The sequence below is a fragment of the Sphingobacterium sp. NGMCC 1.201703 genome, assembly GCF_047784615.1.
Lineage (GTDB): Bacteria > Bacteroidota > Bacteroidia > Sphingobacteriales > Sphingobacteriaceae > Sphingobacterium.
The window spans coordinates 322798-339076 of record NZ_JBLOHD010000002.1 but is presented as its reverse complement, the minus strand read 5'-3'; the positions used below and the strand labels follow the sequence as shown (position 1 = coordinate 339076).

The following is a 16279-nucleotide window of genomic DNA, read 5'->3' as shown; positions in this document are numbered from 1 at the left end:
AAGATGGATACAGATAAAATTTATGGTTTTAATTTTCCGACACCGATTCGTTTTGGTGCAGGAGCAATCAATGAATTACCGGATTACCTATTGCGCAATGGTCTTAACCGTCCTTTATTGGTAACGGATCCAACCATTGCCGAGCTTCCTTTTTTTAAGGAAATCCAGCGTAAATTGGCGGGCAGAGGGATAGACGTGATTGTGTTTCATGATTTGCACAAAAACCCGGTTAAATCCGATGTGCTGCAAGGTGGAGATGTCTATCGGGGGAACAATAGGGATTCTATCATCGGTGTTGGAGGTGGAGCCGCACTTGATGTTGCGCGGGCAATAGCATTGCGTGCACATCATCATCGTGATCTCTTTGACTATGACGATCTTATCGGTGGAGATATTTATGTAACCAATGAGATCCCACATCTGATCACTGTACCCACTACAGCAGGCACTGGGAGTGAGGTCGGTCGTAGCGCTATTATTTCCGAAGATAAAACCAAAAAGAAACGTATTTTGTTCAGCCCTAGGTTGATGGCGAAAATAGTCTTTGCAGATCCGCTCCTCACGATGGATCTTCCGGCATTCGTCACAGCAGCTACAGGAATGGATGCGCTCACACACAATATGGAAGCCTATTTAGCAAAAGGATATCATCCGATGTGTGATGGTATAGCGTTAGAGGGAATGGCGATGGTGGCAGCAGCTATTGAAAATGCAACCAAGGAATCTGATTTAGAATCACGTTCGAAGATGCTTTTGGCCTCACTCATGGGGGCAGTGGCTTTTCAAAAGGGGCTGGGTATCGTTCATAGTCTGGCACATCCGCTTTCCTCGTTGTTAGACACGCATCATGGACTTGCGAATGCCATTAATCTACCTTACGGTATGCAATTTAACTATGCGGGATTCGAAGATCGTTTTGATAAAATGGCAGTAGCGCTCGGTATTGGCAATAACGCTGGCGATAAAGTCGTGGACTATTTATTTGAACTGAATACACGCCTGGATTTACCTACCCATTTATCATCCATCGGTGTACAAAAGCAACATCTTGCGCCATTGTCGGAACTTGCATACGCGGATTTCTGTCATCCTTCAAATCCGAAGCCGGTGACAACAGAAGATTTCCTTGCTATTTATGAAACAGCATTCTAATAAAAAAATAGTATGATTAAAATAGGTATAAGCGCCTGCTTTTTCTATCCTGACAAGGAGCGTGCTGTTTTTGGTGCTAAATCATTGAGCTATATGGAAAATGATATGGCCCGCTGGATAGGAAAGAAGGGAGTGCTTCCGGTACTGCTTCCTGATTTGGATGAAGATTTATTGATGGATGTAATCGATCAGATGGATGGCATCATCCTCCAGGGAGGGAGTGATATAGCTCCTGAACACTATGGCGAAGAGCCTATAGGTAAGTGGAGAGGAGACGCTTACCGGGATAAGTATGAGTTAAAAATATTGGATTATGCAATCAGGCAGGAAAAACCAGTATTGGGTATTTGTAGGGGATTCCAATTGATGAATGTTTATTTTGGAGGTTCACTTTATCAGGATATCCCTTCACAGATACCTGGTGCAGGAGTCCATCGGTCGGCAGAATTATACGATACGATTAATCATCCCATAAACTTTGTACCTGGAACCTTGCTTGGGGATTTGTATGGGCATATCGCTAATCCTAAGGTAAACACCGTACATCATCAGGCGGTCAAACAGCTTGGACAAGATTTGGAAGTATACGCTCATTCGGATGATGGTTTTATCGAGGCATTTGGATATACCAAAGCAGCTCCAGGTAAAGTGATGGGTGTACAATGGCATCCGGAGTTTTCTGCTACGCAAGCCGGCGAACTGTTGGATGAAGAATTGATTTTTAATGTTTTTCTAGAACATGCAAAACAACATAGAAATTAGAAACCCCGCTACGGGGGAGGTAGATGCTGTGATCCCTGTTATCACAGCATCCGAATTAGAGACAGCGGTCGCTCTTTTAAAAAAAGGACAGCTTTCTTGGGCAAAAGTGCCATTACAACAACGTTTAGACTGCATAATTGCGTTTGGACAGTTAATTCTGGCCAATAAACAAGAACTTGCCGAAATCCTTACGAAGGAAACGGGAAAACCTATTACCCAGGCGCTAAACGAAATTGTAGGGGCGCAAAACCGTATCGAACATCTTCGGACAAATGCGAGCAAATGGCTTTCTGAGGAACTGATTACAACAACTGGGGCCACCCACGAAAAGATTGTGTATGAACCCCTGGGGCTGATCGCCAATATTTCCGCATGGAATTTCCCTTATAATGTTGGGTTTAATGTATTTCTGTATGCACTTGTAGCTGGCAATGCCGTGCTTTATAAGCCATCGGAGTTTGCTACTGGTACCGGCATACAGTTTGAGAAATACCTGTATCAAGCGGGTATTCCCCAGGATGTATTCAAATGTGTTGTCGGAGATGCTGAGATTGGCCAGCAATTATTGGAGCTACCGCTGGATGGCTATTTTTTTACAGGGTCGTATAAGACTGGTCTCCATATTGCGACCACAGTGGCACATAAATTAGTTCCCGTTCAATTGGAACTAGGCGGGAAGGATCCGCTGTATGTTGCCGATGATATCGTGGATATTAAGAAGGCCGCAATTCTTGCCGCAGAAGGCGCATTTTACAATAATGGACAAAGTTGTTGTGCTGTGGAGCGTATTTATGTATCGGACAAAATATACGATCAATTTGTTGAAGCTTTTGTTGAAGAAGTAGCCTCTTATACCATTGGAGATCCGATGAAGCAAGATGTATTTATCGGGCCACTAACCAGAGCCGCTCAGCTGACTGTGCTTGATGCCCAAGTAAAAGATGCGCTTGCAAAGGGAGCAACCTTGCGCCTGGGGGGGCATACACTGGAAGATACAGGTTATTACTATGCACCTACAGTTTTTGAGTATTGCAATCACGACATGGAATTGATGAAGGAGGAGAGTTTCGGCCCTTTGATCGGCATCCAAAAGGTGACTTCAGATGATGAGGCGATCCATCTCATGCAGGATACCACGTATGGCCTGACTGCAGCCGTATTTTCAGCTGATCAGGATAGGGCCATGGCAATACTGGAAAAAATGGACACGGGAACAGTGTATTGGAATTGCTGTGATCGGGTAAGTCCCAACGTCCCTTGGTCTGGACGAAAAAACTCAGGGCTGGGATCAACCCTATCTGCGCAAGGAATCCGCGCTTTTGTTCAGCCCAAAGCATACCATTTGCGACCATAGATTTTTTGTCTAAAGATCGTTTGTAGGGAATTGATTCCCTAATTTCAAGGTTTTAAGTCGTTTTTTGAAAAAACATCTGTTTATTTCTGTAAGGTTTAATACTGAAGTCCATGACATCATATTAAACCTTACTTTTTAAATGGAATATCGTGATCTCAGGTAATATTCCCACTCGACTGGGGTAATCCAGGTAGCCGAAACCTACATTCACATAAAGTGATTGATGTTTTTCCTGATACAGACCGGCCCATTCACGATAGGCATATTTAATTGGGCTCCATTGATAATCTGGATTGCTAAAGCCGAATTGACCACCATGTGTGTGTCCACTAAAGGTGACATCGATCATCGGATATTTTGGTAATACCTCAGCCCTCCAATGTGACGGGTCATGTGAAAGGAGGAAGTTGATGGGTGAAGAAGGATCAACCTTGGACATGGCCAGATCGAGGTCGCCATAATTGTGCGGGTTGTTCGCCCCCCAGTTCTCTACACCTACAAGCGTGATTTTTTCATTATTTACGACAATCTCCTTCGACTCGTTTAACAGGAGCTGCCAACCAAGTTTACGATGGATATCTTTTACATTGCTCAGGTTCTGCTGTTTGGTCAACTTACGCTCATTGTTGAAATGGAACCTATTAAAATGATAGTCCCCATAGTCGTGATTTCCCAAAATAGAAAATACACCCAAGGGGGCCGTTAGTTTACCAAATATGGAGAGGTAATCATCCATCTCATTGGCAAAGTCGTTCACCAGATCTCCTGTGAAGAAAATGATATCTGGCTTTTGTGAAAGCAATAGGTTTATACCCTTTTTTACGGCATTTAAATTATAAAGACTGCCAGCGTGTATGTCAGAAAGCTGAGCGATGATCTTGCCCTCGAACGATTTTGGAAGATCGGGTAAAATCAAATTGACCTGTTTGATTTGGTAATCATAGAGATTGGATATAAAACCACGGGTTAAAGCGACTAAAGGGATACTGCTCAACAAAAGACCACTTTTGATAATGAAATCAGATCTTCCTATGGTCTTTTTATTTGCATCTGGTATTATGTTATTGTTTGTTAGTCGTCCGCCAATATTTCTAAAAAATATCGAAAGTATATCCACGCCGATGGAGAAAAGAAGGATTGTCTTTGCAAGTAGCAATGAAATGGGGAAAAACATGAAACAAGCGGCGATAAAATTGCTCCACTCGAAAAATAAATTCAGGAATATGCAGGCATAAGAGAAAATACTCAATAACCACCAGATTACATTTGCGGTTAATGGTTGTGATTTCCATACGGCCAGTCTACGTAACCTTAAATATATTAAAATATCAAAAAGAAGAAATATAAAGATGATTTTTAAGTAAGTGTATAATTGTGGGATCATATAAAAGTTTGTTTGTCTGAACCAAATCTTGCCATAGGGCAAGCGTCCTGACTAATTAATTTATTTATCTTGTATTCTCGTTAAAAATAACAAATATGAATACAAAATTTGAAGCTGGGATTAATATTGCCATAAAAATTCCCAAAAATAAATATGAAAAGACGGTAGCTTTTTACAGGGATATTCTGAAATTGGATGTCGAGGAGAAGCCGATCGATAACCCGACGGTCTCCAGGACACATGAGGTGAAGTTTGGGCACAATATTATCTGGCTGGATTGTGTGGATAACTACACCCATTCCGAAACTTGGTTGCAGCTTACTGTTCCGAATGTTGCTGAAGCGACCGATTATCTATTGTCAAGTGGGGTGGAAACCTGTGACGAAATTGAGGAGCTTCCGGAGAATATGCATTGGATTACCGACCCCGCTGGTACCGTATTCAATTTGCAGGAAAAGCGATAAAATGCTGATTTCAGGCTATGACAGCAGCATTAATTACTATCGGTGTTCAGCAATAGCGCTCTTTCTCAGCAGATGAAAGTGCGATAGTATAACAATAGGTACTATGATTGTTGGAAGCAAGACATAAGGAAACTGTAGTACAGCGATATTAGGTTGATCAAATGCCATTGACTGTAAAGGTAATGGCGATGATAATATACCAATCAACACGACAATCAGCAGTGAACAGATGCCCAAAATATTCCAGGCTTTGAAAACTGCAGATGTGAGTATTTTTGGATTGAAACTACTAAGTATTAAAAATAAAACGGCGGTAATGCCGAAAAATAGATCATAGTTCCAACCCAAATATGTCATTTCTATGGGTAGCATTTTATGCTCAAAAAGTTGGAAAATAATGAATTCAATAGGGAGTCTTAGGATATGGATACCAAGCAGATAATAAGCGTTCAAGTTAACATTTTTTGCTAATCTATAGTAACTGATACTAAGTAAGAGCGCGCTCACCAAGACAAGTACAAAAGTAGGTGGGAAAATCAAAAAAATATTAAGGGATGACACCGCTGAGAGTGCAAATGCCCATATTGCAATAGGAATCACCACCATTTTATTGGGGGAAGCGAGTCCAAATAAAATGAGGCATGCTAAAGTGGAAACGGAAAAAACAACAGGCATAGAAATGCAGATTTATGATATAAAACTACAAGAAATTCGCTTTGAAATACTTGTCCTAGGGCAAGTATTTTGACTCTTAGAAAAATTAGCGTGTAGTTTTGCTAACCTATGCTGTTTGTTAGTCTAATCCGGAATTTAATTAGTTGAGCTCAACCCTTTCTCTTTCGGTGATTTTGATAGGAGGTCGGCTACTTCAATATTATTCAGTATTGGACCGCGCTTTTGCTCGCTCTTTTAGTATAAAACTTAAAATGCTCTTAGTTGCCAAATATGCCTTCTTTTATAAGATTAAGCTTGTTTTGTTTTCGCTCATTGAAAGTAAATTGACTGGACATGTTGACGAATTGCTAAAGTCTATAGGTGAATGCATTGATATTCATTCCTGCACCTACAGAGGCAAATAAGATGATATCATTTTTATTGAATGAATGTCCTTCAATTTTTCCCTGCCTAATTAAATCATAGAGTGTTGGAATAGTTGCTACACTGCTGTTCCCAAATTTATGAATGGACATCGGCATAATATCTTTGGGCGGCTGCATATGATATAATCCATAGAATCGCGAAATAATGGCCTCATCCATTTTCTCATTGGCCTGATGAATTAATATCTTTTTTATGGCATTAATGTCAAGATTAGCTTTCTCTATACAGACTTGCATGGCTAAAGGAACCTTACTCAGCGCGAATTCATATATCTTTCGCCCCTTCATCTTAATGTAGCGGGTGCCTTCTTCATGTTGGCTGTTAAAGGAGCCTCCAAAATAAAGATAGTCGGCCTCATCAAATGCATAAGTTGCACTTTCAAAGGATAGTAATCCTGCTTCCTCTGTTGTCGCTTCTACGATAACTGCGCCAGCACCATCAGCATAGATCATTGAATCACGATCGTATGGATCTACGACACGGGAAAGAGTCTCGGCACCGATAACCATACAGCGTTTAGCCATGCCTGATTTGATAAAAGCATTAGCTTGTATCACGCCTTCATTCCAGCCCGGACAACCGAATAAAAGATCATAGGCGATACAATGCGGATTTCGTATACCTAATTTTTTCTTGACCCGTGTTGCCAGACTGGGAACAGTATCGGATTGAACTTTTCCATAGGGTACATCGCCATAGTTATGTGCGACAATAATATAATCAAGTGTCTCTTGATCGATGTCTGCGTTAGCGATTGCCCGCCCCGCGGCAATAGACGCTAGATCGGAAGCCACCTGATCATTATTGGCATAACGACGTTCTTCAATGCCAGTAATATCTTTAAACTTACCTATAATGGATTCAGGGTATTTGATAGGCTCACCGGCCTCATCCAAAAAAATACGATCTTCAAAATTCGCGTTATTGATTTTATTGTCCGGAAGATAGCTGCCTGACCCAATAATTTTTATATTCATTAATTTCCCTCCGTTTCTCAATTATTGAGTTGGTTTCTGTATTGTTCTTTGTGGAAAGCAGCAATTGGTTACGATGCCCAGTGATTTATAAATTTCAATGTAGACATTTTCTTGACCGAGCCTTCTTTTGCTTAATTTACCAAAATTATTTAAGATATCGCCATATAAGTTAAATAAAAGGGAACTCGCTCATTGTTTTCTGAATATATGCTAGAAATGTATACCAAATTCATCTTTATCGAGCATGCTTCCATCCGCCCCGGATCAGGCTATGCTGACAAAACTTTTGGTGGAATTGCGGGAAGAACTCTACCGCTGACGTTTGTCTTACTTCGAGGCGCAATCTCATCGATTGATTGAAGTTCGCCTCAAGTTGCGATAGATCTCCACAATGGATATGTGTGGTCTATTCAAGAAGCTTAATTTGATATTAATGATGCTGCAAATAATCGATTATTTTGGACAGATATTAAGTCCTACCCTCCGAATCATAAATCTATCTGGTATTCAAGATCATTACTCACTATATTTAATAAAGCAAATTAAAAGTGCATATTTCGGTTGCTTGAAAGGCTATGAGTAAAATTGAATAATGGTATTTTGGGGTTTAAGGCGTTACAAAGGATCTTATAGAGTACCACAAGACTCGGTCAGCATTTGTCAAAATATGCCAATTGAAAAAGAATAATAAAAACATTTCAAAACCGATGAGTTACGATATTTCACTATACAGGACTGAAACAAAGGTAAGGGAAGAAAATGCTCATGATGCGGATTTTTTCGAAAAAGAAGAAAACCTCGTTCCTTTTACTGGACAACAGTTTCAAGAGCTTAAAGAGCGACTTTTAAACTACAACTACAAGATCACTGGGGAGGATGATCATGGTCTACATTTTAGCCATTCCGATGGTGATTTTGGCACCGCCTTATTAACCGGAAATGCACTCTACTTTACAGCAAGCTGGAATGCAAACTCAATTTTTGAAGTAGGAATGGTCGCTTCAGAATTTACTGACAGTGGGGAATACGCAAAGTATGATTTCCAGCGTGGGGAATGGGAGGTATGGGAATGATCAAGCGTTCCCATAAATTATTTTCGGTATTGCGTTAAGGTCATACCTGTTTGTCTCTTAAAATAACGTTTCAAATACGAACTGTCTTGAAAATTGAGGCGGTTGGCAATCTGCATTCCATTCGCTGTTGGTATAAGCTTAAGTTATGATAATTAATCTAAAGACCAGCCGTTCGATATGCTGTAGGTGTTTTCCCTGTCCATTTTTTAAATGCCCGAACGAAGGCACTTGGCTCAGCATAGCCCAAAATGGTTGAAATTTCTTTTATGGAAGAATTACTGTTTTGCATGTAGTGGACAGCCATTGACTTACGCACCTCCTCAACAATTTGTACATAAGATGCTCCCTCATCCTTGAGTTTACGTTGTAAAGTCCTTACACTGACATTGAAATTTCCTGCCACCGCTTCAATCGAGAGTGAGTAAAGGTAAGAGTTCGCTAGAAGGTAGTTGAATATCCTCTTGGAAAGAGCACCTGTTAACTCGTTTGGATTTTGCAATTTGTTCATTTGGTTAATGAGCAAAGTTTGCACCTCATAGTTGGCTGTAATGATCGCAAAGTCCAGGTATTCTTTGGGAAATTCTACCGTATAATATTCTGCTTTAACTATTGGACATTTCAAAATTATCTCATAGTCCAAGTAGCGATCTTTCTGAAAGCTTGGTAGACCAACCTTCGTGGGTTTCAGATTTTTAAGTAACAGCCCTTTCAGTTCATAAATTGTAAACGCTATAAGGAAGTCCCCGAATTGTCTTTGGGTCATCTGTAAATGGTCAAAACCTGTATTTTTAAGGTATTGGATGACACATGTTTTAGGCCCCAGTTCTATTTCCATTGTATAAAGATCCGTGACGAGGTGCATCATTGATCGTACTTGTAGCAGGGCATCTTTCACAGTGCTACTCGTCTGGATAATCTGTCCGACAATATTCAGCGCCGCTAACTGCATTGTGGCTCCAAAATGCAAGCCTATCAGCTCATCGTTGGAAAACTGAACAATGTTCTTCCATAGATTTTCCACCTGTTGATCGGAGATATCAAACCTGGAGCCATTCATTAGCTGGGCAATCGAAAACCCTGATAATGCAGTAATTTTAGCATTATCTAACCCACGCTCGCCACAAAAGGCAATTAAGGCTTGCAACATGGTTTGTCTATAATTCATACTGTAAATCTAATGATATGTTTTACAATTTGTGTCTGATTGTCGCATAATGTCAATACCCTGTCGCTTATAGATAATAAAAAACAGTCCGTACAGCAATACTTTTGAATAACAAAAAGATAGAAATTATGACACTAAAAAATGTATTGCTGACCAATGCGATCAGCTCAGGAATGACCGGGATCTTATTAGCGACTATGCCTTCTTTATTTACACAACTATTTAAAACACCACACAGTAGTCCATTTACCTTGGTGGGAGGTTTTCTGATCGTGTTTTCTGTATTTGTACTGGCAACGGCTATGAAGAAAATTATCCCGAAAAGTTGGACCAAATTTATCATTACGCTTGATGTTATTTGGGTTATTGCCAGCGTTATTGCTGTCATCTCCTTGTTTTATACGATCAGTATGATAGGTTCTGTTATGATCCTAGCTGTTGCCGCATGGGTTGGAATGATGGCTTATTTGCAGAACAGAAATCTAAACAATATTTGAGATGGAAAATATCAATACACTTGTGGATACCTTCCTAGGCTGCTTGCAGCGGCGAGAACTGAAAAATCTGGTTGATCTTTTTGCCGAAGAGTTTTACCTGGAAATTCCAGGCAATACAGCAAAGATAAAATGGCTGGGATCGAGAAGTTCGAAACCGGAAGTGGAACAACTTTTTAAGTTACTATGGTCAGCCGTAGAACCCGTAAAGGCTGCAATACAGACAGTATTGACCAACGAAGATCAGGCTATTATAAAAGGGAATTTTACTTCCAAGATGTTGGAAACAGGAAGGTTGGTCAGTTCTGTATTCTTTATTCACTTGAGGATACACAACCATAAAATTATCGAATATACACTGTTGGAAGACAGTTATGCGGTTTCGGAAGCTTTGCGATAGAAATTTAGCCCACTTGGTTGTCCTGCTGCTTTTATTACCATATCTTGGTACTATAAAAATAGCAAGGCTCCAAAGCCAAGGTTATAAAGCTTAGCTGTAACTGTTTTCTTATTGGTTATCGCAGGATCCGTATTAAGGACCAAAGATAACTACCAAATAGAATGTAAGCCGTTTACAAAGATTTGGCAAACCGAATAAATCTGGACCGCTTGGGTCAACCCAACGGCCAGATTTATAAAACGACATTATTATTTCGATACGATGCTTATTATTGCCCTATCATCTGTATCCTGATAGTGTTAATTTTTCTGTATATCAATTAAGATTTTGACTTCAGTGGGATCATTCACCAGAGCTTCAAATCCTTCTGAAACGATATTGTCTAAGCTTATTTTGCGTGTCACAAGTTTTTCTACGGGCATACGTCCACTATCGATAAGCGCGATAACCTGTGGAAAGATATTACGATAAGCAATAATACCTTTAATGGTGATTTCCCGCAGGACCTGATCCAGCGCATCGGTCGTTACAGGTTTGCCAAAAAGTGCAACTAAAACGGCAGTTCCACCATTTTTTAAACTATCAATTCCAGTTGTATAGGAGGCTTGTACACCGGCGCAATCCAGAAATACATCCACTCCGAGCCCTGTGATGGACTTAATTTTTTGCGGTATACCTTCTTCTTTTGCATTGATGATATGGGTAGCGCCGATGGCTTTAGCTTTCTCCAATCTTTTGTCTGCGATGTCAGTCACAATAACTGTTGTTGCACCTGCTGCAAGTGCAGCTTGGACACATAGTAAACCTATTGGACCAGCTCCAGAAACTAATACCGTTTGTCCGATTTTAAGTCCACTTTGGAGCACGGCATAAACTGCTACTGCAGTTGGTTCTACTAATGCTCCCTGTTCGAACGACATGCTATCTGGTATCTTGTGTACCATATAGTCTTCGACCACAGCATACGATGCAAACCCACCATTGCTGGAAAGACCTACAAATCCCAAAGGTTCAGATAAGTTATATGCGCCATTCGCGATAAAAGGACTGTCGAAATTCTTAAAAATCGGTTCTACGACGACACGGTCACCTACTTTTAGATGCTGGACGCCTTCACCTATCGCATCTATAACTCCTGAAAACTCATGGCCTAATGTAGTGGTTCCCTGATGCCCATTTAGTGGATAAGGTTGATCTACTGGAATTAATTGCGGACCATGTACATATTCATGTAGATCAGACCCACAGATGCCAGCAAAATGAACAGCTATCTTAACTTGACCGGTCTTTGGTTCAGGAATTTCAGTTGATTCTACCCGAATGTCTTTTGCAGCATGCCAACGTGCGGCTTTCATTGTATTCGTCATGTTATCTCCTTTTTTGAATATACACTAAGGTAAGCAGAATGATTAGGGATCATCGTGATCCATATCTCAAACGTAAATGAGATGGATCATTTTAGCCGAAAATTAATGGAGGAGATCTTATAATTCGAAATGGCGGTCATGATTCGTATTCCGAGGATTTATTAACGAACTGTTGCAATAGGTTGCTGCTTCAAATTCGCTGATGCTGACCGAAAGGAAAGAGGTCGAAGGAAGCAATTTCCTCAGTCGGGCAGTGATTGTTTTTGAGAGATTTGCCTTTTGTTCCGTTGTTCGTCCCTCCATAATATATCCGAATACATGTAGAAAATTGGTCTTATTGCTTCCAAGTTTAAAATGGGAGAAAGACTGAATTCTAACCTTTATATCATTGAGGGCAAAAATTCCTGTAGCATCTGCGGTATCGTATACAGCGTCCATGAGTTCATCAGGGGCTATCATTTGAAGAATATCTTGTGAACATTCTATAATAAAATGAGGCATAAACAATATTATCTGTTCTATACCTAACAGTAGGAATAGGAAATTGTTTATCAGGATTTTATCATCTCTAAAAGTTGATCTTCAATTTCGTTTACGCCTAGGTTGCAGGGCTGATACTTTATTATCCATCTGTTTTCATAGGTTCCATTTTACAAGGGTTATGAAAACAGATGAAGTGTATTCAGCATGAGTTCTGTATTGAACGATTTAGTTCATCTTAATCATTGTCATGATTTTCAGTAGCATATGAAAACTTAATTGATTTTTGTGGATAAGTTTCCATACTCATACGGCTGGTATTTTTGATGATACTTTTTAAGCTGACCCGATCACCCAATTTAAAATAAGCTTCTACGGTTTGATAATCCAATAGATAAGGGCCACAAAAGTAATTTCCATTCGCATCTTTTTCTATGGTTCCCTGATAAAGTCCCGCTTTTGTTTCTTTTGGCATATGTGTTTTATTTGGAAACAAAGGTAGGAAGAGTAATTGGCAATTCGGTGACAATTGTCATATTCCTTTTGCGACTGCCAATATTTATAGCCAATAATGGTATTATCGTCATTTATTTAGTTGGTTTGATCTTAATATCTTGCTAATCCATTTCAGATAAACTTTGTTTTTCGAGAAGTCATTATGCCCTTCATTGTTTAATGTGATAAAACGATCTGAGCTTTTTAACAGTTTGGAAAGTTTTGTAGAAGAACCATAGTAGACGGCGTTATCACCGCTGCCGTGGAAAATTATAATCGGGCATTTCACCTTCTTCAAATGAGATGCATTATCAAAACTGAATGGGATATTTGTGGTGTCTAATTCAGGAGCAACATTGTTTACCCAGTCTACTAAATTGTAATATGGGGCCTGTAAGATCAGCAGACCCGGCTGGTTGTTGGCTGCAATATTGGATGCAAGGGCACTGCCCATAGATTGGCCCAATACGATAATTTTATTTTCAGAATAGATTGACTTTAGTTTGTTGTAGACTATTTGAATATCATTATACAGCATACTTTCATCGGTGACTTTACCTTGGCTTTTACCATACCCGCGATAGTCAAGCATAAAGATATCATAACCATTCGCTGTGTATATTGGAGCGATTTTACCCCAGGTGTCTAAGGCATCATTACTTCCATGCAAATAGAATATAAGACCTTTGGGTATTTTGGCTTTAAATAATAGTCCATTCAGAACAATACTATCCTTCATCGTAATGTATTTCTCCTCAAAGGGAATATCAAAATTGAAAGCTAAATTTTCGATCTTCTTACCTGGAAATAATTGTTCGGTCATCAAAGTATTCCATTCTTCTTTCGTCCACGATTTTTTATCCTGACCATTACAGATGGAGGGAAAAATCACCAAAGTAAGAAACAGGCATATCACCCAAACAGATAACTGCTTGGTCCATATTTCCGCTGATGATATATTGATATCCGATTTCATTGTTAGTATAGTTACTTGGTGTTGTTCCTAAGTTAGTAGTAATATGTCAAATTGTTCTACTATTCCATGTGGAATAATAACCTAGATGGTGAAATTACTCAAATATAAGTTTGTGATAGTGGGTAATAAGTCAATACTTTTTTCTTTGAAAAGCCACTTTATTACCATTCAGAAAATATTAAATTAGCGTTGATATTTAGTGAATATGTAAATTAGGTTAGAGTTAGATATTTAATATATAAATGGTTAATCAAATAAAGATAGAACAATTGTCAGCGATATTAGATGTCCTGAAATTGGCTGAAAAATTAAAATTCGAGTTACGACATAGCTGGTTATCAAACGGACGTCAGGAGAGTGTTGCGGAGCATACCTGGCGGATGTCGTTGATGGCTGTTTTGATCGAACCACTTCTGGATGAAAAAATTGATCTTTCCCGTCTGCTAAAAATGATCATTATTCATGATCTGGTGGAAGCAGAAGCAGGGGATGTTTCCGTATTGGATCAGATTCGTAATCCAGATGTCAAAAAGATCAAGCAACAAAATGAGGAGAAGGCCATCTCTAATATTAAGGAAATGCTCACATCGACGAATGGTCAAGAAATCTATGATCTTTTTTATGAATTTGAAGAGAAGGATACTTTCGAAGCAAAAGTTGCGAATGCCATTGATAAATTAGAGGTACAATTACAACATAATCATGCTGATATTTCTACCTGGGAAGAGATCGAATATGACTTATCCTTTGTAATTGGCAAACATGTTCAATTTGATGATACCTTTGTTGTATTGAAGGATTTAATTGAGAAACAGGCTGAACAAAAGCTTGAAGATGCTGGATTAAATGTTTCAGAGATTCGCAACCGTGCGATAGCCAGTTTTAGCTAAATAGGATGAATCACCGAATATTTCCAGGATAATTCGGTGATTTATTTACCAAGTTTTGCCACCTGTATAGCTATGAATTTCGACAGATAATTTGGAGTACAGTTTTTTGCTACGATTTCGTCTTTATAGAGTCCGGTTTGCTCTCCGATATTGATACATCTTGCTCGGAAATTTTCCTGAAAGATACCGATTTGAGCGGCAGTAAAATTCATCGCCCACTGGACTTCAGGTACTTCATTTTCAATTCGGGATTCAATTTTTGCAAGTAATTCCTCGCTATTAGGCGGCGGTGTTTGTCCTACCCATCGCAATCGGGCTTGATGGTACCAAAAAGTACGTCTTTGAAGGGGAGATATACTGTTTTCCCAACTTTCCATTAATGTAATTGTTCTTTTGTCCTTAGCAAGTTGATTCGCCATAAACCAATCAATCAGCTGCAGTTTTTCGTCTTCCCGATGCTGTTCAATATCGCTTACCAATCTATCAATAATTTCTTTAGAAAGTAATTTCTTGTCCATAAGGAGGATAGCCAATTGTCTTGGGAGATACTGCGCTGTGGCCCAAAGCTCCATAGCTAGTTCCTGATCCTTCTTTATGATGTTGGCAATTTTACGCAAGTCACCAAGTTTGGTTTTCTTGTCGTTAATTTGCATCATAATATTTTCTGCTGTCGATGATAGTTTCATAACCGTTTTCCAATAGTTAATAGATGCGCAACGCTCGCTTACTCATTTTCACTTTCTTTTATAGGCTACATCTTATGATATTTATACGCTGATCAAGTGTTATCATATCGTGAATTTACTGATTTTTTTAATTATTTATTACTGGTTCAGTTTACTACTAGCAAGGTCGCGAAATACAGTCGGTTTAAATTATTATTATATTTTTGTTTGCCGATCTGGTCTTTTTGAGTAAAAGACCAGAACCTAGTTGTTTGGTCATAGGTCAAGGAGGTTGTACAAAACAAGATGAAGGTACTTTTGACGTTATATTTGGATAATGGAATTAAGAAAAGAAATTGAACCCGATTTTAAATCAGCGGAAAAACACTATCCGGAAGTTCTAAAACTTATTCTAGCATATTCAGACTATTGTGAAGAGAATGGAGATGAAGATAGTACCGAATATCAAAAGCTTGAAAATACGCTTCATGAAATGACGGGTAAAGATATGTCTCAATTTAATCTTTGGGAATGGTGGGAGGAAGAAGGTGCTGAGGTTTTGGCATTCAGAATATCACTTCCCGCTCCGAAAGTTATTGAACATATCACAAAGGGTGAACTGACTGAAATTGTGAGACGACAAAAGACTTTTGTCATCCAGGATGAGAATGATAAAAGTTTGAGAGCGCAGTTTCATTATCATCTTGATGATTATTTCATTGATTTTCTAAGCTTAAATTTTACAACTTTTGACCATAGTCTTTTTCAGAGACAAAAAGATAAAAAGGGCAATTATTTTGAATATAATCAAAACGAGATTGTTGAAAAATTATGGAACATGGGAAAGTATAAATAGCCTTGTCCACCTTTGATAAAGTTTATTGCGATCGTTTTCATACCAAGTACTGCTCGATCTGATACAGACTATTTATTTTATAGTCTATTTAATGCGGAACAAAACGGATATTTAGGAATGATAATCTTAGGTCGCAAAATAGAATAAGATTGTTTTTTGTAAATTAGTCAAATGCTGTAACAGACTCCTAGCATAACAAAGAGGAAAATGCCAGCAATAAAATT

General features: G+C 39.1%; 19 protein-coding genes. 9 read left to right on the top strand and 10 right to left on the bottom strand.

Going from position 1 to position 16279, the window contains the following annotated elements; all coding sequences use genetic code 11:
* Window positions 1-3: 3 nt before the first annotated feature.
* The 3 genes from ACK8HY_RS06765 to ACK8HY_RS06755 are packed head-to-tail and all read left to right on the top strand — an operon-like array spanning window position 4 to window position 3268.
* Complete coding sequence (locus ACK8HY_RS06765; RefSeq protein ID WP_416133188.1) at window positions 4-1152, top strand: iron-containing alcohol dehydrogenase; 1149 nt, start codon at window positions 4-6, stop codon at window positions 1150-1152.
* 12 nt (window positions 1153-1164) lie between these two features.
* Complete coding sequence (locus tag ACK8HY_RS06760) at window positions 1165-1914, top strand: gamma-glutamyl-gamma-aminobutyrate hydrolase family protein (protein ID WP_077432764.1); 750 nt, start codon at window positions 1165-1167, stop codon at window positions 1912-1914.
* Window positions 1892-3268, top strand: coding sequence for an aldehyde dehydrogenase family protein (locus ACK8HY_RS06755; RefSeq protein WP_416133187.1), 1377 nt, complete (start codon window positions 1892-1894; stop codon window positions 3266-3268). The genes ACK8HY_RS06760 and ACK8HY_RS06755 overlap by 23 nt, the downstream gene beginning before the upstream one ends.
* Window positions 3269-3389: 121 nt before the next feature.
* Here the strand turns inward: ACK8HY_RS06755 and ACK8HY_RS06750 are convergent, their stop codons facing one another.
* Window positions 3390-4652: a metallophosphoesterase gene (locus ACK8HY_RS06750; RefSeq protein WP_416133186.1), complete on the bottom strand. Its 1263-nt coding sequence runs from the start codon at window positions 4650-4652 to the stop codon at window positions 3390-3392.
* A gap of 95 nt (window positions 4653-4747) precedes the next feature.
* On the opposite strand from ACK8HY_RS06750, the gene ACK8HY_RS06745 reads away from it, so the two are divergent.
* On the top strand, window positions 4748-5116 hold the full coding sequence (locus ACK8HY_RS06745) for a VOC family protein (protein WP_416133185.1): 369 nt from the start codon (window positions 4748-4750) through the stop codon (window positions 5114-5116).
* A 36-nt stretch (window positions 5117-5152) separates the two neighbouring features.
* Here the strand turns inward: ACK8HY_RS06745 and ACK8HY_RS06740 are convergent, their stop codons facing one another.
* Together ACK8HY_RS06740 and ACK8HY_RS06735 are read right to left on the bottom strand one after the other, a co-directional pair.
* The gene (locus tag ACK8HY_RS06740; protein ID WP_416133184.1) at window positions 5153-5791 is read right to left on the bottom strand and encodes a hypothetical protein; all 639 of its coding nucleotides are present in this window, start codon (window positions 5789-5791) and stop codon (window positions 5153-5155) included.
* A 347-nt stretch (window positions 5792-6138) separates the two neighbouring features.
* On the bottom strand, window positions 6139-7194 hold the full coding sequence (locus ACK8HY_RS06735) for a 3-oxoacyl-ACP synthase III family protein (protein WP_416133183.1): 1056 nt from the start codon (window positions 7192-7194) through the stop codon (window positions 6139-6141).
* A gap of 707 nt (window positions 7195-7901) precedes the next feature.
* Between ACK8HY_RS06735 and ACK8HY_RS06730 the strand changes: the two genes are divergently transcribed.
* Entirely contained in the window at window positions 7902-8267 is a 366-nt protein-coding gene (locus ACK8HY_RS06730) for a hypothetical protein (RefSeq protein ID WP_077432770.1), read from the top strand.
* 17 nt (window positions 8268-8284) lie between these two features.
* On the opposite strand, the gene ACK8HY_RS06725 is transcribed toward ACK8HY_RS06730, so the two are convergent.
* Entirely contained in the window at window positions 8285-8383 is a 99-nt protein-coding gene (locus ACK8HY_RS06725) for an AraC family transcriptional regulator (protein WP_077432771.1), read from the bottom strand.
* Between the two features lie 41 nt (window positions 8384-8424).
* On the bottom strand, window positions 8425-9432 hold the full coding sequence (locus tag ACK8HY_RS06720) for an AraC family transcriptional regulator (RefSeq protein ID WP_077432772.1): 1008 nt from the start codon (window positions 9430-9432) through the stop codon (window positions 8425-8427).
* A 128-nt stretch (window positions 9433-9560) separates the two neighbouring features.
* Between ACK8HY_RS06720 and ACK8HY_RS06715 the strand changes: the two genes are divergently transcribed.
* The gene (locus ACK8HY_RS06715) at window positions 9561-9929 is read left to right on the top strand and encodes a hypothetical protein (RefSeq protein WP_077432773.1); all 369 of its coding nucleotides are present in this window, start codon (window positions 9561-9563) and stop codon (window positions 9927-9929) included.
* 1 nt (window position 9930) lies between these two features.
* Complete coding sequence (locus ACK8HY_RS06710) at window positions 9931-10326, top strand: nuclear transport factor 2 family protein (protein ID WP_077432774.1); 396 nt, start codon at window positions 9931-9933, stop codon at window positions 10324-10326.
* Window positions 10327-10625: 299 nt separating this feature from the next.
* Here the strand turns inward: ACK8HY_RS06710 and ACK8HY_RS06705 are convergent, their stop codons facing one another.
* From ACK8HY_RS06705 to ACK8HY_RS06690, 4 genes are all read right to left on the bottom strand, one after another.
* A complete protein-coding gene (locus ACK8HY_RS06705; RefSeq protein ID WP_077432775.1) occupies window positions 10626-11693 on the bottom strand; it encodes a 2,3-butanediol dehydrogenase in 1068 nt (355 codons plus the stop codon).
* Between the two features lie 117 nt (window positions 11694-11810).
* Window positions 11811-12194, bottom strand: coding sequence for a 5-carboxymethyl-2-hydroxymuconate Delta-isomerase (locus ACK8HY_RS06700; RefSeq protein WP_416133182.1), 384 nt, complete (start codon window positions 12192-12194; stop codon window positions 11811-11813).
* 217 nt (window positions 12195-12411) lie between these two features.
* Entirely contained in the window at window positions 12412-12648 is a 237-nt protein-coding gene (locus tag ACK8HY_RS06695; RefSeq protein ID WP_077432777.1) for a hypothetical protein, read from the bottom strand.
* A gap of 108 nt (window positions 12649-12756) precedes the next feature.
* The gene (locus tag ACK8HY_RS06690) at window positions 12757-13644 is read right to left on the bottom strand and encodes an alpha/beta hydrolase (protein WP_416133181.1); all 888 of its coding nucleotides are present in this window, start codon (window positions 13642-13644) and stop codon (window positions 12757-12759) included.
* 242 nt (window positions 13645-13886) lie between these two features.
* On the opposite strand from ACK8HY_RS06690, the gene ACK8HY_RS06685 reads away from it, so the two are divergent.
* Window positions 13887-14534 carry an HD domain-containing protein gene (locus ACK8HY_RS06685; RefSeq protein WP_416133180.1) on the top strand — a complete coding sequence of 216 codons (648 nt, stop codon included), beginning with the start codon at window positions 13887-13889 and terminating at the stop codon, window positions 14532-14534.
* A gap of 41 nt (window positions 14535-14575) precedes the next feature.
* Here ACK8HY_RS06685 and ACK8HY_RS06680 read toward each other — a convergent pair whose 3' ends face one another.
* Complete coding sequence (locus ACK8HY_RS06680; protein ID WP_416133179.1) at window positions 14576-15220, bottom strand: DNA alkylation repair protein; 645 nt, start codon at window positions 15218-15220, stop codon at window positions 14576-14578.
* A 316-nt stretch (window positions 15221-15536) separates the two neighbouring features.
* Between ACK8HY_RS06680 and ACK8HY_RS06675 the strand changes: the two genes are divergently transcribed.
* Window positions 15537-16055, top strand: coding sequence for a hypothetical protein (locus tag ACK8HY_RS06675; RefSeq protein WP_077432780.1), 519 nt, complete (start codon window positions 15537-15539; stop codon window positions 16053-16055).
* The last annotated feature ends 224 nt before the right edge of the window (window positions 16056-16279 follow it).

Coding starts and splice junctions, on each gene's coding strand:
- ACK8HY_RS06765 (WP_416133188.1), top strand. CDS start 4: ATGGATACAGATAAAATTTATGGTTTTAATTTTCCGACACCGATTCGT.
- ACK8HY_RS06760 (WP_077432764.1), top strand. CDS start 1,165: ATGATTAAAATAGGTATAAGCGCCTGCTTTTTCTATCCTGACAAGGAG.
- ACK8HY_RS06755 (WP_416133187.1), top strand. CDS start 1,892: ATGCAAAACAACATAGAAATTAGAAACCCCGCTACGGGGGAGGTAGAT.
- ACK8HY_RS06750 (WP_416133186.1), bottom strand. CDS start 4,652: ATGATCCCACAATTATACACTTACTTAAAAATCATCTTTATATTTCTT.
- ACK8HY_RS06745 (WP_416133185.1), top strand. CDS start 4,748: ATGAATACAAAATTTGAAGCTGGGATTAATATTGCCATAAAAATTCCC.
- ACK8HY_RS06740 (WP_416133184.1), bottom strand. CDS start 5,791: ATGCCTGTTGTTTTTTCCGTTTCCACTTTAGCATGCCTCATTTTATTT.
- ACK8HY_RS06735 (WP_416133183.1), bottom strand. CDS start 7,194: ATGAATATAAAAATTATTGGGTCAGGCAGCTATCTTCCGGACAATAAA.
- ACK8HY_RS06730 (WP_077432770.1), top strand. CDS start 7,902: ATGAGTTACGATATTTCACTATACAGGACTGAAACAAAGGTAAGGGAA.
- ACK8HY_RS06725 (WP_077432771.1), bottom strand. CDS start 8,383: ATGCAGATTGCCAACCGCCTCAATTTTCAAGACAGTTCGTATTTGAAA.
- ACK8HY_RS06720 (WP_077432772.1), bottom strand. CDS start 9,432: ATGAATTATAGACAAACCATGTTGCAAGCCTTAATTGCCTTTTGTGGC.
- ACK8HY_RS06715 (WP_077432773.1), top strand. CDS start 9,561: ATGACACTAAAAAATGTATTGCTGACCAATGCGATCAGCTCAGGAATG.
- ACK8HY_RS06710 (WP_077432774.1), top strand. CDS start 9,931: ATGGAAAATATCAATACACTTGTGGATACCTTCCTAGGCTGCTTGCAG.
- ACK8HY_RS06705 (WP_077432775.1), bottom strand. CDS start 11,693: ATGACGAATACAATGAAAGCCGCACGTTGGCATGCTGCAAAAGACATT.
- ACK8HY_RS06700 (WP_416133182.1), bottom strand. CDS start 12,194: ATGCCTCATTTTATTATAGAATGTTCACAAGATATTCTTCAAATGATA.
- ACK8HY_RS06695 (WP_077432777.1), bottom strand. CDS start 12,648: ATGCCAAAAGAAACAAAAGCGGGACTTTATCAGGGAACCATAGAAAAA.
- ACK8HY_RS06690 (WP_416133181.1), bottom strand. CDS start 13,644: ATGAAATCGGATATCAATATATCATCAGCGGAAATATGGACCAAGCAG.
- ACK8HY_RS06685 (WP_416133180.1), top strand. CDS start 13,887: ATGGTTAATCAAATAAAGATAGAACAATTGTCAGCGATATTAGATGTC.
- ACK8HY_RS06680 (WP_416133179.1), bottom strand. CDS start 15,220: ATGAAACTATCATCGACAGCAGAAAATATTATGATGCAAATTAACGAC.
- ACK8HY_RS06675 (WP_077432780.1), top strand. CDS start 15,537: ATGGAATTAAGAAAAGAAATTGAACCCGATTTTAAATCAGCGGAAAAA.